This is a genomic window from Aliivibrio fischeri ATCC 7744 = JCM 18803 = DSM 507 (assembly GCF_023983475.1).
GTDB lineage: Bacteria > Pseudomonadota > Gammaproteobacteria > Enterobacterales > Vibrionaceae > Aliivibrio > Aliivibrio fischeri.
In genome coordinates this window covers 198,955-218,979 of sequence record NZ_CP092713.1, presented here as the reverse complement: position 1 = coordinate 218,979, position 20,025 = coordinate 198,955, and the positions used below count along the sequence as shown (strand labels likewise).

The following is a 20,025-nucleotide window of genomic DNA, read 5'->3' as shown; positions in this document are numbered from 1 at the left end:
CTTTTATAAACAGTTTTATCGTGCACTTTACATAAACAAGGAACTAATCATGAGTAAGAAGTTAACAACGGCAGCAGGTTGTCCTGTTGCACATAACCAAAATGTTCAAACTGCGGGTAAACGCGGTCCTCAATTATTGCAAGATGTGTGGTTTTTAGAAAAACTGGCGCATTTTGATCGTGAAGTGATTCCTGAGCGTCGTATGCACGCTAAAGGTTCTGGTGCTTATGGTACATTTACGGTTACTCATGACATTACGAAATATACGAAAGCAAAACTGTTTTCTGAAATTGGTAAACAAACCGAATTATTCGCACGTTTTACAACGGTAGCAGGTGAACGTGGTGCGGCAGATGCAGAACGTGATATCCGTGGTTTTGCGTTAAAATTCTATACAGAAGAAGGTAACTGGGACTTGGTTGGTAACAATACGCCAGTATTCTTCCTACGTGATCCACTAAAATTCCCTGATTTAAACCACGCAGTGAAACGTGATCCTCGCACAAATATGCGAAGTGCAAAAAATAACTGGGATTTCTGGACATCATTACCTGAAGCACTTCACCAAGTGACTATTGTAATGAGTGACCGTGGTATTCCTGCAACATACCGTCATATGCATGGTTTTGGTAGCCACACATTTAGCTTTATTAATAGCGATAATGAGCGTTTTTGGGTTAAGTTCCACTTTAAATCACAGCAAGGTATTAAAAACTTGTCAGATGCTGAAGCAGCACAAGTGATTGGTCAAGATCGTGAAAGTCATCAACGTGATTTACTTGAAAGCATTGATAACCAAGATTTCCCTAAATGGACACTAAAAGTGCAGATCATGCCTGAAGCCGATGCGGAAAAAGTGTCTTACAACCCGTTTGATTTAACAAAAGTATGGCCACATAAAGATTATCCTTTGATTGAAGTGGGTGAGTTTGAGTTAAACCGTAATCCGCAAAACTTTTTTGCTGAAGTAGAGCAATCGGCATTTAACCCAGCAAACGTCGTTCCTGGTATTAGCTTCTCTCCAGATAAGATGCTGCAAGGTCGCTTATTTGCGTACGGTGATGCACAACGCTACCGTTTAGGTGTAAACCACCAACACATTCCAGTGAACGCACCTCGTTGTCCTGTTCATAGCTATCACCGTGATGGTGCAATGCGTGTTGATGGTAACTTTGGTAGCACACTAGGTTATGAGCCAAATAATGAAGGTCAATGGGCTGAGCAACCTGATTTTGCAGAACCAGCATTGAATCTTGATGGTGCAGCTGCGCATTGGGATCACCGTGAAGATGATGATTACTTCTCACAACCGGGTGATCTATTCCGCTTAATGACCGCAGAGCAACAAGCTATATTGTTTGATAATACTGCTCGTAACTTAAATGGCGTACCAAAAGAAATTCAACTTCGTCATTTAAGACATTGTTATAAAGCTGACCCAGCTTATGGTGAAGGTATCGGTAAATTACTTGATATTGATGTAAGCGAATTTAATTGATAAAAAAGTTAATATAAGGCGACGAATAAGTCGCCTTTTTTATGCTTATCATTTTGATTTAAATAAAATTTATTAAAATGATAAAGCCGTGGTTTTTATGCGGTTTTTCTCTTTAAAAAATGAGACCGAGTGTTCACTTTAAGAAAATGACTGTATTCATTTTTTTATTTCTGGGGATATAGTCAATCCAATTGCATTAAATGAACCGGAGAAGTAGCCCATGAGTGCATACATTCAATTTCCAAAAGAAACGTTTAATAAAACAGCGCCAATTGCTTATGGCGAAGATGAGCAAGAAGTGATGATAGATCAAGTCATTTACGACTATATCTTAAAATACAGCAAAGACTCTGCAGAGGCTCAAGGGCTATTATCATTGCTTGTATCTGAAAATAAAGACTTTATTGAGAAAGCTCGTGAATCCTCAGAGATTAAAGAATCTCGAGCTGATTATATTGTTAATTTGATGAGTTCTGCATTATTGAATGTGTCTCCTGTTCCGCTTGATGCTCATCAAGTTATTGAGATTAATTTTGATAATTTAACTTTTCAATGTGGAAAAACAGTAAGTCAGTGTTTCTCTATCCCAGCGTTTATTATGAGTATGATGAGCCAAAATGATGTACAAGAAGTCATTGAATCTGAGCTTATTCATATTGACGCAAAAGACTTTAATTTCGAACTTTTTAATAGTTATATCCGTGGTATTTTATTCTCTCGACTATTTGAAAATAAGATCACCGCAGATAACTGGGTCTAGTTTGATTTTATGAGCGGTTATCATTTTGGTATACCGCTCTTTATTATGATGGTTTACGTGAGTTTACATTGTAAATTTCATGAAGTGAGTCGAAAGCCAAATTGCTTTTTTCATTTTGTTCATGAGCGACTGGAAAGCAGATAACAAAATGATAAATCGCATTTAATAATGAACCGATATATTGAGTGAAATCTTCTTTTTTTGCTAGCTTTGTTGGGGTAAGTACTGTGCTACTGGTACTTTTCCGTTCATAAACAAGGAAAGAAAATGACTAATAAATTAACTTCGCTCACTATTGCTTTTGTTGGCGCATTATCTTCAATGGGAGCACAAGCACACGGTTGGGTAGAGTACCCAAGTGCAAGACAAAATACCTGTTATTTAGATGGTGGCTTCTGGGATAACACCATTCCCAATCAAGCGTGTCAGGCTGCCTATGATGAATCAGGCGCTTTTCCTTTTGTTCAGCGAAATGAAGTTGCCGCTAACGTACCTAATTATCAAGATATGGCACACGTTCAAGCGATTGTGCGTGATGGTCACTTATGTTCTGCAGGTGATGCTGCTAAGTCTGGATTAAACTTAGGCTCATCACACTGGCAGAAAACATCGATAACTCTGGATGAAAATAATCAGATAGAACTCATATTTAATGCGACGGCTCCACATAATCCTTCTTATTGGCAGTTTTATCTTTCTAATGAAAATTATGATCCAACGGCTCCATTAACTTGGGCAGACCTAACTTTAGTTGATACCGCAGGAAATGTTCCTGTTGGAGAAGATAAAAAATACCGAATTAAAATAACACTTCCGGTAGATAGGAGTGATTCAGCGGTTCTCTATACGCGTTGGCAGCGTGAAGATGCAGCAGGTGAAGGATTTTACAACTGCAGTGACATTTCTTTTAACGGCTCAGGTACAACTCCACCAAAACCAACCGATCCTGTAGAGCCCCCACAATATTCAGACTTAGGCTATTACATTAATCAAGGATTTGGACCTGTTGAATCTGGAGATACGGTTCGTTTCAGAACGTTTGATTCTACAGGAGCTGAAACTACGGATATTAGCTTAGCGATTACAGCAAATAATACATCAACATGGTCAGCCGAGTTGGCAGGGCAGTTTAATCAACTTAAGAACAAAGAGTGGTTCATTGGTATTTGGCATCAAGAAATGAATCATTATATGTATGATTCAAATAATATTTATGCAAACAAAGTCTTTGCACCTACAGCGAATGTGAGTTATCAGCTTTCTTTAATTAAAGCCGATATCACCCCACCTGTTGAGCCGCCAGTAGAACCGTCAAATCCATGGGATAAAACCGCAACGTACAATGCAGGTGATACCGTGGATCATAACGGAAAAGCATGGGTGGCACAGTGGTGGACAAAAGGTGAAGAGCCAGGAACGACAGGTGAATGGGGAGTGTGGCGATAAGAAGAACCACTAAACTCATATTCATTAAAATATATATTACCTAATATAAAAGTCCTAAATTACTCGTTTAGGGCTTTTATCATAAGTACTGCTTATGAATAACATAATGAGAGCTGCTTAGCCTAAATTACATTGATTCCATATTATGCACTCAATGATTAAGAACACGAATTCAAGGATGAAATCATTAATTTAAAAAATGAGAGTAATTATGAAATTAGTACAAAAAACACTTCTAGCAGCAGCGCTTTTATCTTCAACAACCCTTTATGCTAATGCTTTAGAAGGGCATCGAATCGGTTTAGGTTTTAACTCAACGAGCATTGATGATGTGGCTTTTGATAGCAAGCACTCTACAAGTGGCTTCACTTTAGCTTATGGTTACGACATTAATGATATTTTTGGTATCAACGTTTCTTTGAATAAAGGCAGTGGAAGTGAATCACTTTTTGACATAGATACCTCAACGTTTAAGTTTGATACTGATATTGGCTACACATTCCATATGGAAAATGCATCAATTAAGCCTTATGGGGTGTTAGGCTTTGCTAAGTTTAAAGAAGAATTTAGCGTATTAGGCCAAGATGTTGGAAAATGGGATGATTCAACCATATTCATAGGTGTTGGTACTCGAGCGACATTTAACCAACATTTTTATACTGATTTAAGATTGGATTTTATGAATCTAAAAGACAGTGGTGATAATATTTTTGCCGATCAATTCTCTTTTACTGTTGGTTATAAATTTTAATTAAGCTTGATTAATACGTAATTTAAGTTCTCTTTGTCATTCTTAAAGCTCTGGATTTTTCTGGGGCTTTTTTATTGTGTATTAAAACGTCATACTTCTCGACAATGTGATCGAGATCTCTGTATAATCCGCGCCTAGATTTTCTCATTCATCATACTTTCGTCCTTCATCTTTTGGCTTTTTAGCGCCTGATCATGACTTGTCAGTAAACCCTAGGAATTATTTCGTTGATACAATCAAACAATATCACCATGCAATTTGGCGCAGAGCCTTTATTTGAAAACATTTCAGCAAAATTTGGCAACGGTAACCGTTATGGTTTGATCGGAGCAAATGGTTGCGGAAAATCAACGTTCATGAAGATTCTTAGTGGTGCCTTAACGCCGAGTTCTGGCAATGTATCAATGACGCCGGGACAAAAATTAGGCGTATTGAGTCAAGATCAGTTTGCGTTTGAACAATTTAACGTAATTGATGTTGTGATCATGGGTGATAAAAAATTATGGGAAATCAAACAAGAGCGTGATCGAATCTATTCACTACCTGAAATGAGTGAAGAAGATGGTATGAAAGTAGCTGAGCTTGAAAGTGAATTTGCTGAAATGGACGGCTACAGTGCAGAGAGCCGTGCAGGTGATATTCTCATTCAAGCAGGTATTGAAGAATCACTTCATTTTGGTTTAATGCAACAAGTGGCACCTGGCTGGAAACTGCGTGTGTTATTGGCACAGGCATTGTTTGCAAACCCAGATATTTTGTTACTTGATGAACCAACCAACAACTTAGATATTCATACGATTAACTGGTTAGCAGAAGAGCTAAACAAACGTAAATGTACCATGATCATCATCTCGCACGACAGACACTTCTTGAACTCTGTATGTACGCACATGGCTGACATTGATTACGGTGAATTGCGTATTTACCCTGGTAACTATGAATATTTCTTAGAAGCATCAAGCTTGATCCGTGAGCAACTGCTAGCTGGAAATGCGAAAAAAGAAGCTGAGATCAGTGAGCTACAAGATTTCGTAAACCGTTTTGGTGCAAATGCATCTAAAGCAAAACAAGCCAGTTCTCGTGCTAAGAAGATGGAAAAAATCACACTAGATGAAGTGAAATCGTCTAGCCGTATGAGCCCATCTATTAATTTTGGTGAAGGTAAAAAATTACACCGCCAAGCATTAGAGCTTGAAAATCTAGGTCATGGATTTGATGGCGAAGTATTGTTTAAAGGTGGTAATTTACTGCTTGAAGCTGGTACACGTTTAGCGGTAATTGGTGAAAATGGTGTAGGTAAAACAACCTTTTTACGCTGCTTAGTTCAAGACTTAAAGCAAAACGAAGGTATTGTTAAATGGTCTGAAAACGCTTCTGTTGGTTATTGCCCTCAAGATAGTACTGCTGATTTTGATAATGATTTAAGCATCTTTGATTGGATCTCTCAGTGGCGTACTGTGAAGCATGATGATCTTATGGTCCGTGGTATTTTAGGTCGTTTATTATTTACGGCGGATGATGCAAATAAGAAAGCGCGCAACTGTTCTGGTGGTGAGAAAAACCGTTTATTATTTGGCAAGCTAATGATGCAAGATATCAACGTACTTGTTATGGATGAACCAACAAACCACATGGATATGGAGGCGATTGAAGCGTTAAATGATGCACTAAAAGTGTATCCGGGTACGTTAATCTTTGTTAGCCATGACCGTGAATTTGTATCGTCACTAGCGACTCATATTATCGATATCAAAGATAAAAACATAATTAATTTCCAAGGCACTTATGAAGAGTACCTAGACCATCAAGTTAAAATGCTACAGGTTAATATTGCTTAATCATTTAGCTTTACGTTAAGATTATTTAATCTATTTAAAAACGCGAGTTTGATTACCAACTCGCGTTTTTTTATTTGTTTATTTAGGAAACTCACATGTCATCCATTTGTTCTAAAAAAGCAACGCCAGCAAATACTGTTGTTGTACTCGATTTCGAAACCACAGGTCTATCTCCCAATCAGGGGGATCGTGCGATAGAGATTGGTGCAGTAAAATTAGAAAATGGTGTGGTGGTTGATCGCTTCCAAGGTCTAATGAACCCCGGATTTCGAGTCAGTTCATTTATCGAGAACTACACGGGTATTTCTAATCGTATGCTTGCAGATGCAGCCAGTTGTGATGAAGTAATGAATGAGTTTGCCAACTTTATTCAAGGTTGCAATCTGGTTGCTCATAATGCTTCGTTTGATAAGCGCTTTTTAGATGGTGAGTTAGCGTTAATCCAGCGTGAATATGATGGGGATTTTGCTTGTTCACTATTAGTTTCTAGACGATTAACTCAAGAAGCATCATCGCATAAATTAGGTGATTTGGTCGCTTATCATCAAATTGAAAATGATGGTGTATTTCACCGAGCATTAGCTGATGCTGAAGTTACGGCATCATTATGGCTGGTATTATTAGAGACGCTAGAAAGAGAGCACGGAATAGTAAATCCAAGCTTTGAATTAATGATGAAGATAGGTAAAACACCTAAAGCATCCATAGCTAACTTTTTGAAAAAGAATCGCTAGCGGATCGTAATAAAGCGATTTATTTATCGTTATACACGTTGTGATCTAAAAGCGTCGATTTAGAAGTGTGATAAATTGTCTTTTTCTATCTGACTTCCATCCGTATTCCATGGCTAATGACCAATTTTGATTAAATACGTAATTAGCCCCAACTAAGCTAGCCCATTTATCCGTATTACTTTGTTTTACTTTATAGTCAATGCCAACTCCTTCGTAATTATACGTTCCGGTTAGTGTCAATGTACTATCTAAATAGGTACCTCCGGCATATACGGCGATAGATTGAGGGCCTGTGATCGGGAATATCTTTCCTACTCTAGGTGAGATATTGACGATTAACCCTTCTGCGTCATTTTTTTTCATATCAGCGTAAGTTACTGAAATAGGTAGAGTAATAAAATAACTGTTCCACCCAGAAGCCAATATGGTTCCTAAGGTATAGTTTGTACCTTCTAAATGCGCGGTAACACTAACATTAGGATTTTTTCCTTGTAGCCTACATGATGGAGGCTTTAATATTCCGCTGCAATCTCTACCTAATTGTTTAATTAAATCATCGCCGCTGAATTGTATTCCTATATCAGCTGTCCCTTTAATTTTCCCTACTGCTCCAAAGACATTCATAAAAGGAAATAACCACGCATCTAGCTTTAACTGAGGCGATCTCGTGTTATTACTGTTGTTATCAAAAGAAATAAAATCAATAGGATACTGTTTAGACCCATTAATCCCCACATCTAAATCACTGATATCCATGTATTGAAAAGTATCTGTATAGATGATGCTTATGCCATAAGGTTTGGGTAATGAGTAACCTTTATCAATGACGGCTTGTGCATAGAAAGGAAGTGATCTCTCCCATTTTTTCGGCGCTTTTGTTGGTTCTAGTGAATAGCTATCTGCTTCTGTAGGTTCGGTTTTATTTGGAATGGTAAAGTCACCTAATCCAGTATCGTTTAAATCGTGGTTAACGGAGGTCGATAAGTATCGTAATGTTCCTGTTGCACCGAAACCTGAATTTGATAGTACATAAACTGGAACATCGTTTTCTGCATCAAGAAGTGCGGCTGAAGTTGTAGTTCCTTCATCATCAAGGTTTAAGGCCGCTTCAAGAGAAAGAGTGTGAACGCCTCGCTTGTACTCTGCTATTGCTTCTTCAGTATCAAAAATTGCGAGAGCTTGATAATTACCAAGAGCTAAACCTATACCAAGATCATATCGGTTAACATCAATATAAGTAATTGAAGAATCTTCATTGTTATAGATAGCGCCTCTTCCTGTCGCTCCTCCAATTGCAGGAACCATGATGCCAGATAAACTGACTGTACCATAACCTTTTGCTGATTGAAGTTGGTCTGCTACATCAGGGTAGTCTTTGCTGATTTTAGTGATGATCTCAGAAGAGGTGGTATTTATTTCGTTTCTTACGTTATCCCTGTCTTTTTTGGGAACATGAGAGCTGCAACCTACCAAGATTCCCAAATAAAAAAACCATAAAATACGAATCACCATATGCATAATCCTTTAGCTAAGCTGATCGGAGCGAAAAAGAGAGTGGGATCTAAAGCGCATTAATTCTTTTGGCCACCGTATTTGTGAATAAGTAAGTATAAGGTATTTATTTGTGACTGTTTGGCTTTTAAGGAAATAAAATCATTATTTGTCGTTTTCGTTATTCATTGCCGCTTTTGTTCAATTTTCAAATAAATAGGAAGGTTATCATACTCTGAACTAATCATATTTTTTCTGTAAAAACGGAAAAATAGTGGGGCTAATTGATGAGAAAAAAAGTAAAACTTCATTTGTTTATCATCTTGTTGTAAATAATTGCTACCAAGATCTTAAAACGATGAAAAAGAGAGGTTCATCGAAAAACTTTCATTGCTATTTTTTCTGTATACGGTGGTAAAATCTCGGAGCAAAATAGAGCAGTTTAAACACCTTGTTTTATTAAGGACTTGCATTAGATTGCTTACCATTGATTTTTATGTATCCCTATCAATGGTAAACAATCTACCATATGTATGGAGCAACAAATGAGTGAGCAAATTCTCACACTATCGCAACTAGGCTGGCGACCTTATTTTCAACAACAACTGACTTTTGAAGATTTAACAGATTTTCAGGTTGGTCGAATTATTGAACAGCATCGAAGCAATGTGATTGTTTTGAGTGAGCAAGGCCAAGTGAGTTTATTACCACCATCTGGTGATGAGCGTGTTTGTGTGGGTGATTGGGTACTATTTGATGAAGATCTACGAATTCAGCGTGTACTAGATAGACAGTCATTGTTTGATCGTAAAGCACCGGGTTCTAAAGTCGCATCACAGCTGATTGCTGCGAATGTTGATAGTGTCATGATCGTATGTTCTTTGAATAACGATTTCAATTTGAGCCGTATTGAGCGTTATCTTGCTATTGCAAAAGAAGCGGAAGTAGAGCCAGTAGTTGTTCTGACTAAAGCTGATTTATGTGACGATGCTGATGATAAACAAGATCAAGTGCAAAAACTGAATCGTATGATGAGCGTATACAGTGTGAATGCGCTAGATGCTAAAGAGCTAACAGCGTTACATAGTTATTGTAAAAATGGTCAAACTATCGCTTTCTTAGGTTCATCTGGTGTTGGTAAATCGACATTAGTGAATGGTTTACTTGGATTTGAAGCTCAAGAGACGGGCGAAATCCGTGAAGATGACAGCAAAGGTAGACATACAACAACACACCGAGCTCTTAAGCTAATGCCTCAAGGCGGTTTGTTAATGGATACTCCTGGAATGCGTGAATTGCAACTAGCAGATTGCGAGCAAGGTGTTAATGCAACATTCAGTGAGATTACTGACCTTGCGTTAACGTGTCGTTTTAGTGATTGTTCACACACCAAAGAGCCGGGTTGTGCTGTACTAAAAGCGGTTGATTCTGGTGAGCTAGATGAGCGCCGTTTGGTGAGCTACCAAAAGTTAATGCGTGAGCAAGCTATTAATGGTGCAAGCCTAGCTGAACAACGCGCAAAGGATAAAGCCTTTGGTAAAATGGTACATGGTGCTATTGCTGAAGCTCGTAGCCGTAAAAAAGGGTATGAGACAAGCGCTTATTAATACCATCATATTATTATGAGCTAATAAAAAACCGCCCATCTGATTGGCGGTTTTTTTATAACCGCTTTTTAGCTTTTGGATAGTGTGATAAACCGTGGTTATCAGCGCTATAACTAACGTTCAATTCTCTCCTTCCTCTATCTCTCTTATTATTCATTTGTTCCCACAAAACAGAGAGAGTCTATTTATGTTCTTCCTAAACAATAAAGTAAAAGCAGTATTGATTGCCTCTACATTTGTTGTCACAGGATGTGCTTCACCAGCGATGGATGCTGATAATGAAAACGCAGCAAGAAACCGAGGCGCGGTTGGCGGAGCCTTGGTTGGTGCTACTTTAGGTGCCGTAACTGGTGATGCGAGATTAGCAGTAAAAGGTGCAGCCGTTGGTGGTGTTACTGGTGGTGTTGCTGGTTCAATGAAAGACTTAGAAGATTCTCGAAATAGTAAAGATGTTCAAGTTTTAGCTGATGGTCATTCACAAGATAATCGTGGTGATGCAGAAAAACGCCTAGCTGAGCTTGAAGCTGAAATTAAAATTCGCGAGTTAGAGCAGCAACTGGCGGATCTAGAAGAGCAGAATAATCAAGATAATGAAGAAAGCTAATTTCTATCTTATTCACTCCAATACGAAATGATTAATTAATTTTTATTGAATGGATTCGATAACCCAATAAGCGAGATTTATTATGAACAATACTCCAAAAATTTTACTAGCAAGTCTATTTACTTTAGCTTTAACTCCTTCAGTGTCAGCTTCTATTTTTGAAGACAATGAATTTAGTGGCCACCGAATTGGTGGTGGTTACTCGAATACAGAATTGGTTTTTGATAACCGAGGAGCTGATTGGGGGGATGGTATTAAACTTGAGTATGGTTATGATATTAACCAAATTTTTGGCATTAATGCATCATATCAAAATAATAACGGCAGTAAGTACGGTGTTGATTTAGATGGAAGTACATTAAAAATAGATTCTGATATTGGTTACACGTTTAAATTTGAAGAGTGGTCAGTAAAACCATATGGTGCAGTAGGCCTAGCTCGAGTAAATGAGAAGCTATCATATGATGGTATTAGTGATTCATTTAAAGAAATTTCATTAATGGGAGGTATGGGTGTACGTGCTAATTTAAATATGGGATTGTATACCGATCTTCGTTATGACTTCTTCAATATTGATAATCAAGACCAAGATCAATTATCGTTAACTGTGGGTTATCGTTTTTAATTATCGAAAGTCGAATATAAATAAAACCGCCTTTATTATTTTGAATAAAGGCGGTTTTTTGTTATCTGGCTATACAATCACCAATATTACGCATATTATGTTCTTAATGTCTTTTAACTTGTATGATAAGAATGAGCCTTTCTAAAACAGAAATAGTACAGCAATATGTAGTGAAATTAATCTTTACTAATGACTTAGTTTGTGGGGACTCTCTAATGGGAGAAAACTACCTTGCAAAGGAACTAGATGTATCAAGAACCTCTGTAAGAGCAGCATTACAGAATTTATCAAGTAAAGGGATCATTACTATAATACCGAAAAGTGGTAGTGTGGTTAACTCTCCAGAAGAATGGAATTGGTTGGATAATGCCGTACTTAATTGGGTTGCCGAATTTCAGGTAAATGATGAGATTATTGGCCATTTAATGGCAACAAGATTAGTTTTTGAACCAAATATAGCTTCTCTTGCGGCGATAAATGCAACAGGAAAAGATCTTGCTCTTATAGAGGAAGCCTATGATTTAATGGTAAAAGGTGTGGAGTTAAAAGATCAGGAAATGATGACAAAAGGTGATGTTCGCTTTCACCACTCATTACTTTTAGCAACACATAACCCATTTTTAATCGCAATGGGAGATGCTTTGACTACAGCCATGACAGTCTCGTTTAAGCAAACTTGCGATAACGATTTGACTTTAAGTAAGCCTGCATTGGATGAGCACTTTAGAGTTATGGATGCTGTTCGTATGAGAGAACCAGAATCAGCTCGTAATGAAATGAAGATGATTGTTGTTAATGCGATAAATAAGGCTACCAATGTTGCAAATAAATACATTAAGTATATTAATTAATCAATTTTAGACAGTGATCACGGTATCACTGTTTTTTTACCTCTAGTATTCTTGTCATACAAGTTGTTATTGTTTGTCTGACTTGGAGGTCTGGTGGAAAATAATTGGATAGCGATAGATTGGGGGACAACCAATTTCCGTGCATTTTTAATGAATGAGCAAGGGGAATGTCTTTCGCGTGTAGAAGAATCAAAAGGATTATTGAGTGTTAAGAAAGGGGACTTTCCTAGCACTCTTGAAGGATTAATTGGTCATTGGCTAACTGCTTGTCCAACTCTTCCGATTTTGATGGCTGGAATGGTTGGCTCAAAACAAGGTTGGAAAGAAGCCCAGTACATAGAAACGCCAGCAAGCACTTCAGAGTTTGTAGGAAATACGGTTACTGTCTTTAATGGGCAAGCTAATATTATTGCTGGTGTGAGTTGTTCTCATAATTCGGTAGGAATGCCTGATGTAATGAGAGGTGAAGAGGTACAGCTGATTGGTTTGTCAGATATTATTAAAAAGTCTACATTCTTTTCTATTTTACCTGGAACTCATAGTAAACATGTTTACTGGAAAGATGGTCTTTTAGAGCGTTTTTCTACCGTAATGACAGGAGAGTTGTTCTCTCTTTTAAAGCACCATTCCATTCTAGGTAAAGACTTACCTATTCAACATAACTCTCAACATGTCTTTTTAGATGGCGTTTGTTTAGGACGCCAACATCCGCTAAATCAAATTTTATTCAGCGTTCGGACAAGGCGATTATTCGATCAAATTGATGAACACAATATTGAATCCTATTTATCTGGTTTATTAATTGGCCATGAATTAAGTCAATTGTCGATAACAGAATCGTGTTTTGTTGTTGGTAATTCTTTACTGACTGAACGTTATGTTCAAGCGTTGAACCATCTTGGTTTTGACGCTCAACAAGTTAGTGGAGATGAGTGCTTTTTGGCTGGTATGAATCATTTATATCAATCATTTAAAGGAGAAAATAAGAGTAATGACTAACTTAAAAGCAAATCCATTTTTTCAATCATTACCTCTTGTCGCTATTTTACGCGGTATTTTGCCAAGTGAAATTTTACCAGCAGCCAAGATACTGATTGAAGAGGGGTATCGGTTTATTGAAGTTCCTCTCAATAGCCCTGACGCATTAATGAGTATTAAGTTACTTGTGGATGAATATGGTGATAAAGCTATCGTAGGAGCTGGTACAGTAACCGATCAACAAAAATTGATTGATGTATTAGAGACTGGAGCAAAATTAATTGTCACACCGAATATGAATCCAGATGTAATTAGTATTGCATCTAAGCGGGATTGTATTGTTATGCCGGGAGTTCAAACAACAACAGAAGCGTTTACTGCATTATCTTGCGGTGCTTCTGCATTGAAGTTTTTTCCTGCTGAAGTGATTGGAGCAAAAGGAATAAAAGCAATGAAGTCTGTACTGCCAGAAGGAACGGTTTGCCTTCCTGTTGGTGGTGTGGCTGCAAACAAAGAAAGTATGCAAGAGTATTTAGATGTTGGGGCTGATGGATTTGGTCTTGGGTCTGGATTGTATCAAAAAGGTATGTCGCTAGAAGAGCTAAAAAGCCGTAGTCATGCCTATAAAAAAGCTTGGTTAGGCACACAAAAATAAAACAATTTACTCTCCCTACAAAGGAATAAATTATGAAACTGAACAAACTTTTTACGCTATGTGCTGTGTCGATGATTGCTGTTTCATCCTATGCGAATGCTGCTAAAACAATGAGAATCGGGATTGGGGTTCCTGAATCACATTTCGAATACGCTGCAATGAAGAAATTTGAAGAACACGTTGAACAAGCAACGAATAATAGTATCGATGTGAAGGTTTTTGCTAATAATCAGTTAGGCAATGACCAAGAAGCTCTCGAAGCGATTAAACAAAATATTGTACAAATGAACCTTCCATCTCCAGCGGTACTAGCAAATATCGTCAAGGATTTTAATATTTTATCTTTGCCTTTTATTTTTCCTACAGAAGATATTGCTAACCAAGTTGTTGATGGTGAATGGGGACAGAAGTTAGCATCTAAATTAGAAAGAGCAGGCTATGTTGGTTTAGGGTATGGGAACTTTGGTTTTAGACATGTAACGAATAACACTCGTCCTATTGCTACAGCAAAAGATTTCGATGGGCTAAAATTAAGAACCATGCAGAATAAAGCGCACCTAGATTCATTCCGTGCTTTAGGTGCAAACCCGACTCCAATGGCTTTTTCTGAGCTGTTTTCATCACTTCAACAAGGCGTGGTAGATGGTCAAGAAAATCCATATACCAATATCTATTCACAGCGTTTGTATGAAGTACAAAAATACGTATCAAATACTGGTCATGTGTATAGTTGGGTTGTGTTTGTTGTTGGTAAGCGATTCTACAATGGCTTATCTGAAGAAGAACAAACGGCATTAAATGATGCAGCTAAAGTTGCTATCGACCATATGCGAACTTCAGTGCGTGAACAAGATAAGCAGTCATTACAAAATATGATTGATGCTGGCTTGGTTTACACTGAAATCTCTCCAGAAGAAAAAGCAAAAATGCGTGAAATTGTAGCGCCTGTTGTTCAGCAATTTGCTGATGATATTAACCCTGAGTTATATCGTGAGCTAACAGCAACTGTAGATTCTCTTCAATAAACATGGAAATAGAGCTCCTTTTCTCTATAGGAGCTCTGACTGTTTTAGGTTTGTATTATGAAAAATAAAATTAATTATTTTATGAATAATATTGAAGAGTACGTCAGTATATTACTGTTCTCTTCTCTTATTATTCTCTGTTTTTTGCAAATATTATTTCGTTTTGTATTTAACTTTTCGTTGTCGTGGACAGAAGAATTATCTCGATATGTTTTTATTGCACTTGTTTATATTTCAGCAAGTTTAGCGGTTATTCGAGGTGCACATGTTCGTGTTGAGGTGATTGATAATTATATCAAAGGAGCAAATAAGCGAATTTTAGATACTATCATTGATTTGTCTTTTGCTATCTTTATGATTTATATCGGTTATTACGGTATTGAAATTACGATTGAAACTCTTGATGTTGAGCAAACAACGCCAGCTCTTGGGTGGAGTTCTGGTTGGGTATACGCCGTTGTTCCTTTTTCATTTTATTTAATATCACTGCGCTTAATTCAGCGTGCTTATTTACGATTAACAAATAAATTAGATGAATCAAATATATCAGTGGGGTGTGACTAATGGCTACTTTCGGAATCGCGATGTTGGCTTTTGTGGTCTTACTTTTTGTTGGTATGCCTATTGCCATTAGTATTGGTATGACGACGGCTTTTGCTCTATTTTTAAGTGATATCCCTGTTTCATTTATCGCTCAACTTTCATTTTCAGCATTAGATTCGTTTACCTATCTTGCAATACCTATGTTTATTATGGCCGGTTTTGTGATGGAAACGGGCGGATTATCTCGTCGTATAGTTACAAATTACTGTCACAGGTAAGTTCTGTAATAAATCTGGAAAGGCTTGTGTAATAAGGTTTGTAAGTTTTTTCCAGAAAAGCAGCATTCTTTCGCTGTTTTTCCTAAAACTTGAACTTTGACTATATTATTTTCCAGAGACGGTATCTTCATTATCTATGAGATATCGTTAGCTTTGTTGATACAATCGATAAGCAGTGTTGATCAAAGAGATAGCATGCTCTTTGTTGGTACCCTCATACTTTAATTGTCGCAATGCGTATGCGTACAAACAAGCAGCTAACTCTCTGTTACCAACACCTAACTCTGTAGTCCAAGTTCTGCAGAAAATTATACTCTCCTTAAAAGGACACCCATCAACAAAAGCTTCAAGGTTTTCCCAGTTTTCTCGGTTTGTCTCTGTAGGCCAAACGGAGAGTGCATCACTTGTTTTTGGGTGGAATAAAAAACTGCATTCTAAGGTTAACGGGTCGATGATACTGACGCCTTCACATACATCACCATAGTCGATGAGAGTGGCTTTCTGGGAAGATATATCCAATAAAATATTTTCTCCATGGAAATCACCATGTGTACAGGAGGTTTTACAAATTACAGGCATAGTTTCAAAGTTTAGTGCTTCAGTTAAACCAAACTCTTTAATAAGCCTTTCTGCAATTGTATCTGAAACTAACTGAGAGCGAATTTCACGAATTAGTTTTTGATCCTGTCTCATATTTTGATGCCAGGGGGCTAACATTTGCTTGATAGCTTGCATTAGGCCACCCCCAAATTCTTGATTGAGACTCGCCTCGAAAAACGATGTTTCGTAATTTTCAGCCAGCCCATAGAAAACACCGCTACTGTCTCCCGCTGCATATTCTAAGTGCCCTAAGATTCTTGGTGTGGCATCAGGTTTTAATCTATTGATATAGTTATGGTAATTTTTAGCATCTGAATTGATATCTTCTTTTGGGCCACATTTGCAAATAGCGGCGTGCAATGTACGTCCAGAGACATCTTGAACGAGCACAGAGTAAACTTTTGCGGCAGATAGTCCTCCTCCTATTTGACGTATAATCCCCAAGCTAGCATTTCGACTGTTAATAAAAACACGTAATAATCGGTCGTGTTTAATTGGTAACTCTAAAGTATTGGTGACTAATTCAACATTAAAAGAAGATGAAAACTCTTGATTGATTTGAGCTATTTTATCAGCTAACTCACCTATACGTGACTTTGTAAGATGCTCAATAGTACCTCTTGTATTTCCGCTTCCCCAAATATCGGTCAAATTTGAGTGATTTAAGAAATCTTGAATCATATCTACAGTACTTGTGCCTGTTAAAACTAGTACCGGCGTACCTGAAGACACTTCGATTATTTTTCCTAAAACGGCCAATCCATTAGATGCATCCGTATCGAAACTACCATCTATATCTGGAATAGATAGGTCTAATGTTACGTAGTCAAAAAATGCTTCGCTATCTAGAATCTCAAATGCAGCATTTCTAGAAAAGGCTTTTATTACGTTTACTTGTAGAAACTTGGAGTTGAAAGTACTTTCAATGAGGTCTGATAGCTCAGTATCATCTTCAACTACTAAAACATTAAATACTCGGTTTGACACTAAAAATTCCCCCATCTCAATAATAGTTTTGCACCACCTGTTTCGATATTAGAAAGCTCAGCATAACCACCTATGTTATCCATAGCTTGCCTCATTATTCCCATACCAAAGCCTGTGTGCCCTTGTTTGCTTGTTTTTCCTAGTTTGAAAGCTACCTCTGGATTACCTATAAATCCTATCCCGTTATCTATAACGCTAATCCATGAATCTTTATCACTCACACCCCATGAAATTATTAAGCTTTTAGGTTCGCTACTGGTTAGTGATGTGAGAGATTCATAGCTATTTCTAACAGCATTGGAAAAGGCTAAAGTAATCAGAGCTGGGTCGGAGTTAATAATGCATGGTTGTATGCCTTGGAAGCTTATATTTATTTTTTCTTTTTCGATGACTTCATCGTGAACGATGTTCTTTATTAGTTGAGAGAGGTCTGTTTCTACGCTTTCTGGTTCGCGTGTAGATTTTCTGAGGCATTCTATAGCTCGGAATATCTGGGTAAGTCGCTCTACGAATCCTTTAGCTTTACTACTATCATAATTGTTAAATTCTTCTTTGAGACTCGCATCTACCAACCCTAATTTTGGAGCTAATTCATGAAGAATTACCCCTGAAAATTCGTCAATGGCTTGGTTTTTTAAATGTCTTTTTAGTTGTTCAGCATTTTCTAGGTCGCCACCTAGCTCTGCATCATGTGAAGGCAGTGGCGTTGGGGTACTATTTGATAGTAGATAAAGAGCTTTATCTAAAGCCATTTTGATGTAACGAACTTTTTCAGTCCTTCTGCAAGTCTCTAAATCTTTCTTCATATCGGTATGAATATTTTGTGCAAAATAAGTAGCACTTTGGAAGCGCTTAATGGTATCTGTCGATGTGAGATCACTTTTGGCATTTTGGTATGCTGGATTAGTCATAAAAGTTAGCTCTACAATTAAATGCCTCTCTTCCACCTTCCATTACGGATGAAATAGCGTCTACAATATTTGCTTCCATTAAAGGACCGCTAGCCATCACATAGCCTCTAGTGCCATCAGAATTTAAGTGTATTACTTCTTCTGCCTCACCAAGAACAGGGACATTTGCATTGTGTGTCGTAACAATTGTTTGTCCCTGACCTTTACGGCGCTTGATGGAGGCGATTAATGTTTCAACGATAAATGCGTTATCTATATGGTCTTCTGGTTGATCTACGATTAATGAAGAGTCCCTATGTTCTAATATAATTGGGAGAATGACAGTGCATCTTTGACCAGTAGAAAGTTCTGACAGATCTTTAGTTTCAGAACCATCGAGTAACTCAAAAGTAATTTCATCTTCTAATTTAACAGTAGCTATAGAGTTTATGCTTGATTTTAAAGCGTTGAGTACTCTAGATGCCCTGTCTTTAGTTACGTTCAATAAAGAAAGAAACATATCTATGTCATCATTTTCGGTTATTTGCAGTAATAGTCGGGGAGGTATAGATTCAGCAATGAGAGGTGCTAGGTCGTTATATTTTATACCGCTTCCTTTAAGTGCATTGATAATAACCTGCTGATACTCGTCTAGTTGACTATATTCTTCGAGGTGAACTTTAATGCGTGGAGATAAGCTATCAGTTAAATCACGACAGACAGTTTCTCTGAGTTGAGATTTTTCATTTCTTGCTTGCTCCAGATTATTTAGTGCATTGTCTCGTTCTATTTTCAACTTAGATATTCTGTTTCTTTTGTCACCATTATTTTTTTTGATGCTCTCAAGTTTGCTTATTTCTTCTTTTAAATGTTGAGTTTTGCGAGATAATTCACCAGCCCCTTTTTGAAGTGAGTCAACTTCAGCTCTAAGAGCTTGTCCACTTTTTGTTATATCTGATTGAAGGCTGTGTAGTGTGTTTAACTCTTTTTTAGCTATGACTAAAACATCGTCCAATTTTGAGTTTGCCAAAACTATCAAGTCATAAGCTTCTTTTTCCACAGAGTACATTTTAGTAATGCCATCACTTTTGGTTGATAGATCTATAAAATGGGGGGATATTTCCGTAAGACTATTCTTAGCCTCTTCTTGTGCCTCTATATATTGCTTTAACTGTTCTATATCGCCAGTAACTTTAAGATAGTTGTCTGATAGCATGTTTAGCGCTTGACTCTTTGAGTGCGCTTGAAAAGATACGGCTGCAAGCTTTTTTTCTTCATCCAATAGTTCTATTAGACTACTTTTAAGTTTTGGTAGTATTAAAAGTTTGTCTTCGGTATCACTGATTGTGGATGAAAGCTTCATCATTTCAGATGAGAAAGATTCAATCTGGGAAATAGCTGATAGCTCTCGTAACTCAAAAATCTCAATATCACCGATGAAATCATCGATTAGTTTTAGTCTACCATTGGATACCAACCCTATATTTTCAACCTCGGTTTGAGAAAATATAAGGGGTAGTTGTAAATCTTTATGTGTTGGAGGAATAGTGTCACCGTCAGCAGTGCGCGAATAATGATATGTCTGAACACCATCGGATAGAGTCACGGAAACTTGCCCATCTTTTAAAACAGATTTAGCATGAGCAAGTGATTTTGAGTGGGATTCGGATGTATGACCTTGTATACCTAAGCAATATCGAATGAGTTCTATGAAAGTTGATTTCCCTGTACCTCTAGCGCCTATGACAGTGTTTAGCCCCTTTTTTAGCTCTAAGCTCATGCCATCTAAAAAGCCACCTTCAACCTGTACTTTTTCAATAAATACATTACTCATCAAGAAACTCACCTACACCAATTGTTTATA

At 37.4% G+C, this 20,025-nt stretch carries 19 protein-coding genes; 15 read left to right on the top strand and 4 right to left on the bottom strand.

Features of this window, described 5'->3' with window-relative positions; genetic code table 11:
• Positions 1 to 49: 49 nt before the first annotated feature.
• From AVFI_RS14660 to AVFI_RS14635, 6 genes are all read left to right on the top strand, one after another.
• On the top strand, positions 50 to 1,498 hold the full coding sequence (locus tag AVFI_RS14660) for a catalase (RefSeq protein WP_017019970.1): 1,449 nt from the start codon (positions 50 to 52) through the stop codon (positions 1,496 to 1,498).
• Between the two features lie 220 nt (positions 1,499 to 1,718).
• A complete protein-coding gene (locus AVFI_RS14655) occupies positions 1,719 to 2,258 on the top strand; it encodes a hypothetical protein (RefSeq protein WP_005421688.1) in 540 nt (179 codons plus the stop codon).
• A gap of 267 nt (positions 2,259 to 2,525) precedes the next feature.
• A complete protein-coding gene (locus AVFI_RS14650; RefSeq protein WP_188863779.1) occupies positions 2,526 to 3,704 on the top strand; it encodes a lytic polysaccharide monooxygenase in 1,179 nt (392 codons plus the stop codon).
• 211 nt (positions 3,705 to 3,915) lie between these two features.
• Positions 3,916 to 4,455, top strand: a complete 540-nt coding sequence (locus tag AVFI_RS14645; RefSeq protein ID WP_054775960.1) for a porin family protein — start codon at positions 3,916 to 3,918, stop codon at positions 4,453 to 4,455.
• A 227-nt stretch (positions 4,456 to 4,682) separates the two neighbouring features.
• A complete protein-coding gene (locus AVFI_RS14640; RefSeq protein WP_081301976.1) occupies positions 4,683 to 6,293 on the top strand; it encodes an ABC-F family ATPase in 1,611 nt (536 codons plus the stop codon).
• A gap of 95 nt (positions 6,294 to 6,388) precedes the next feature.
• On the top strand, positions 6,389 to 7,027 hold the full coding sequence (locus AVFI_RS14635) for a 3'-5' exonuclease (RefSeq protein WP_017019964.1): 639 nt from the start codon (positions 6,389 to 6,391) through the stop codon (positions 7,025 to 7,027).
• 45 nt (positions 7,028 to 7,072) lie between these two features.
• Here the strand turns inward: AVFI_RS14635 and AVFI_RS14630 are convergent, their stop codons facing one another.
• Entirely contained in the window at positions 7,073 to 8,539 is a 1,467-nt protein-coding gene (locus tag AVFI_RS14630; RefSeq protein ID WP_188863780.1) for a lipid-binding SYLF domain-containing protein, read from the bottom strand.
• Between the two features lie 524 nt (positions 8,540 to 9,063).
• Between AVFI_RS14630 and rsgA the strand changes: the two genes are divergently transcribed.
• The 9 genes from rsgA to AVFI_RS14585 all read left to right on the top strand — a co-directional run bounded on the left by rsgA (position 9,064) and on the right by AVFI_RS14585 (position 15,684).
• On the top strand, positions 9,064 to 10,125 hold the full coding sequence (rsgA, locus tag AVFI_RS14625; RefSeq protein WP_005421700.1) for a ribosome small subunit-dependent GTPase A: 1,062 nt from the start codon (positions 9,064 to 9,066) through the stop codon (positions 10,123 to 10,125).
• A gap of 187 nt (positions 10,126 to 10,312) precedes the next feature.
• Entirely contained in the window at positions 10,313 to 10,729 is a 417-nt protein-coding gene (locus tag AVFI_RS14620) for a glycine zipper domain-containing protein (RefSeq protein WP_065598191.1), read from the top strand.
• A gap of 82 nt (positions 10,730 to 10,811) precedes the next feature.
• A complete protein-coding gene (locus AVFI_RS14615) occupies positions 10,812 to 11,354 on the top strand; it encodes a porin family protein (RefSeq protein WP_005421703.1) in 543 nt (180 codons plus the stop codon).
• A gap of 131 nt (positions 11,355 to 11,485) precedes the next feature.
• Positions 11,486 to 12,205, top strand: a complete 720-nt coding sequence (locus AVFI_RS14610) for a FadR/GntR family transcriptional regulator (protein ID WP_080562716.1) — start codon at positions 11,486 to 11,488, stop codon at positions 12,203 to 12,205.
• A 93-nt stretch (positions 12,206 to 12,298) separates the two neighbouring features.
• Positions 12,299 to 13,204, top strand: a complete 906-nt coding sequence (locus AVFI_RS14605; RefSeq protein ID WP_054775962.1) for a 2-dehydro-3-deoxygalactonokinase — start codon at positions 12,299 to 12,301, stop codon at positions 13,202 to 13,204.
• A complete protein-coding gene (locus AVFI_RS14600; RefSeq protein ID WP_017019959.1) occupies positions 13,197 to 13,838 on the top strand; it encodes a 2-dehydro-3-deoxy-6-phosphogalactonate aldolase in 642 nt (213 codons plus the stop codon). Before AVFI_RS14605 ends, AVFI_RS14600 begins: the two co-directional genes overlap by 8 nt.
• Positions 13,839 to 13,870: 32 nt before the next feature.
• Positions 13,871 to 14,863 carry a TRAP transporter substrate-binding protein gene (locus AVFI_RS14595; protein WP_017019958.1) on the top strand — a complete coding sequence of 331 codons (993 nt, stop codon included), beginning with the start codon at positions 13,871 to 13,873 and terminating at the stop codon, positions 14,861 to 14,863.
• 57 nt (positions 14,864 to 14,920) lie between these two features.
• A complete protein-coding gene (locus tag AVFI_RS14590; protein WP_012534945.1) occupies positions 14,921 to 15,427 on the top strand; it encodes a TRAP transporter small permease in 507 nt (168 codons plus the stop codon).
• On the top strand, positions 15,427 to 15,684 hold the full coding sequence (locus tag AVFI_RS14585) for a TRAP transporter large permease subunit (RefSeq protein WP_236782094.1): 258 nt from the start codon (positions 15,427 to 15,429) through the stop codon (positions 15,682 to 15,684). Before AVFI_RS14590 ends, AVFI_RS14585 begins: the two co-directional genes overlap by 1 nt.
• A gap of 147 nt (positions 15,685 to 15,831) precedes the next feature.
• On the opposite strand, the gene AVFI_RS14580 is transcribed toward AVFI_RS14585, so the two are convergent.
• From AVFI_RS14580 to AVFI_RS14570, 3 genes are read right to left on the bottom strand one after another with little or no spacing between them, the layout of a single operon-like run.
• Positions 15,832 to 17,271, bottom strand: coding sequence for a response regulator (locus AVFI_RS14580; protein ID WP_252653951.1), 1,440 nt, complete (start codon positions 17,269 to 17,271; stop codon positions 15,832 to 15,834).
• The gene (locus AVFI_RS14575; protein WP_188863915.1) at positions 17,271 to 18,182 is read right to left on the bottom strand and encodes an ATP-binding protein; all 912 of its coding nucleotides are present in this window, start codon (positions 18,180 to 18,182) and stop codon (positions 17,271 to 17,273) included. Before AVFI_RS14575 ends, AVFI_RS14580 begins: the two co-directional genes overlap by 1 nt.
• The gene (locus AVFI_RS14570) at positions 18,175 to 19,995 is read right to left on the bottom strand and encodes an AAA family ATPase (protein ID WP_188863914.1); all 1,821 of its coding nucleotides are present in this window, start codon (positions 19,993 to 19,995) and stop codon (positions 18,175 to 18,177) included. Before AVFI_RS14570 ends, AVFI_RS14575 begins: the two co-directional genes overlap by 8 nt.
• Positions 19,996 to 20,025 lie beyond the last annotated feature (30 nt).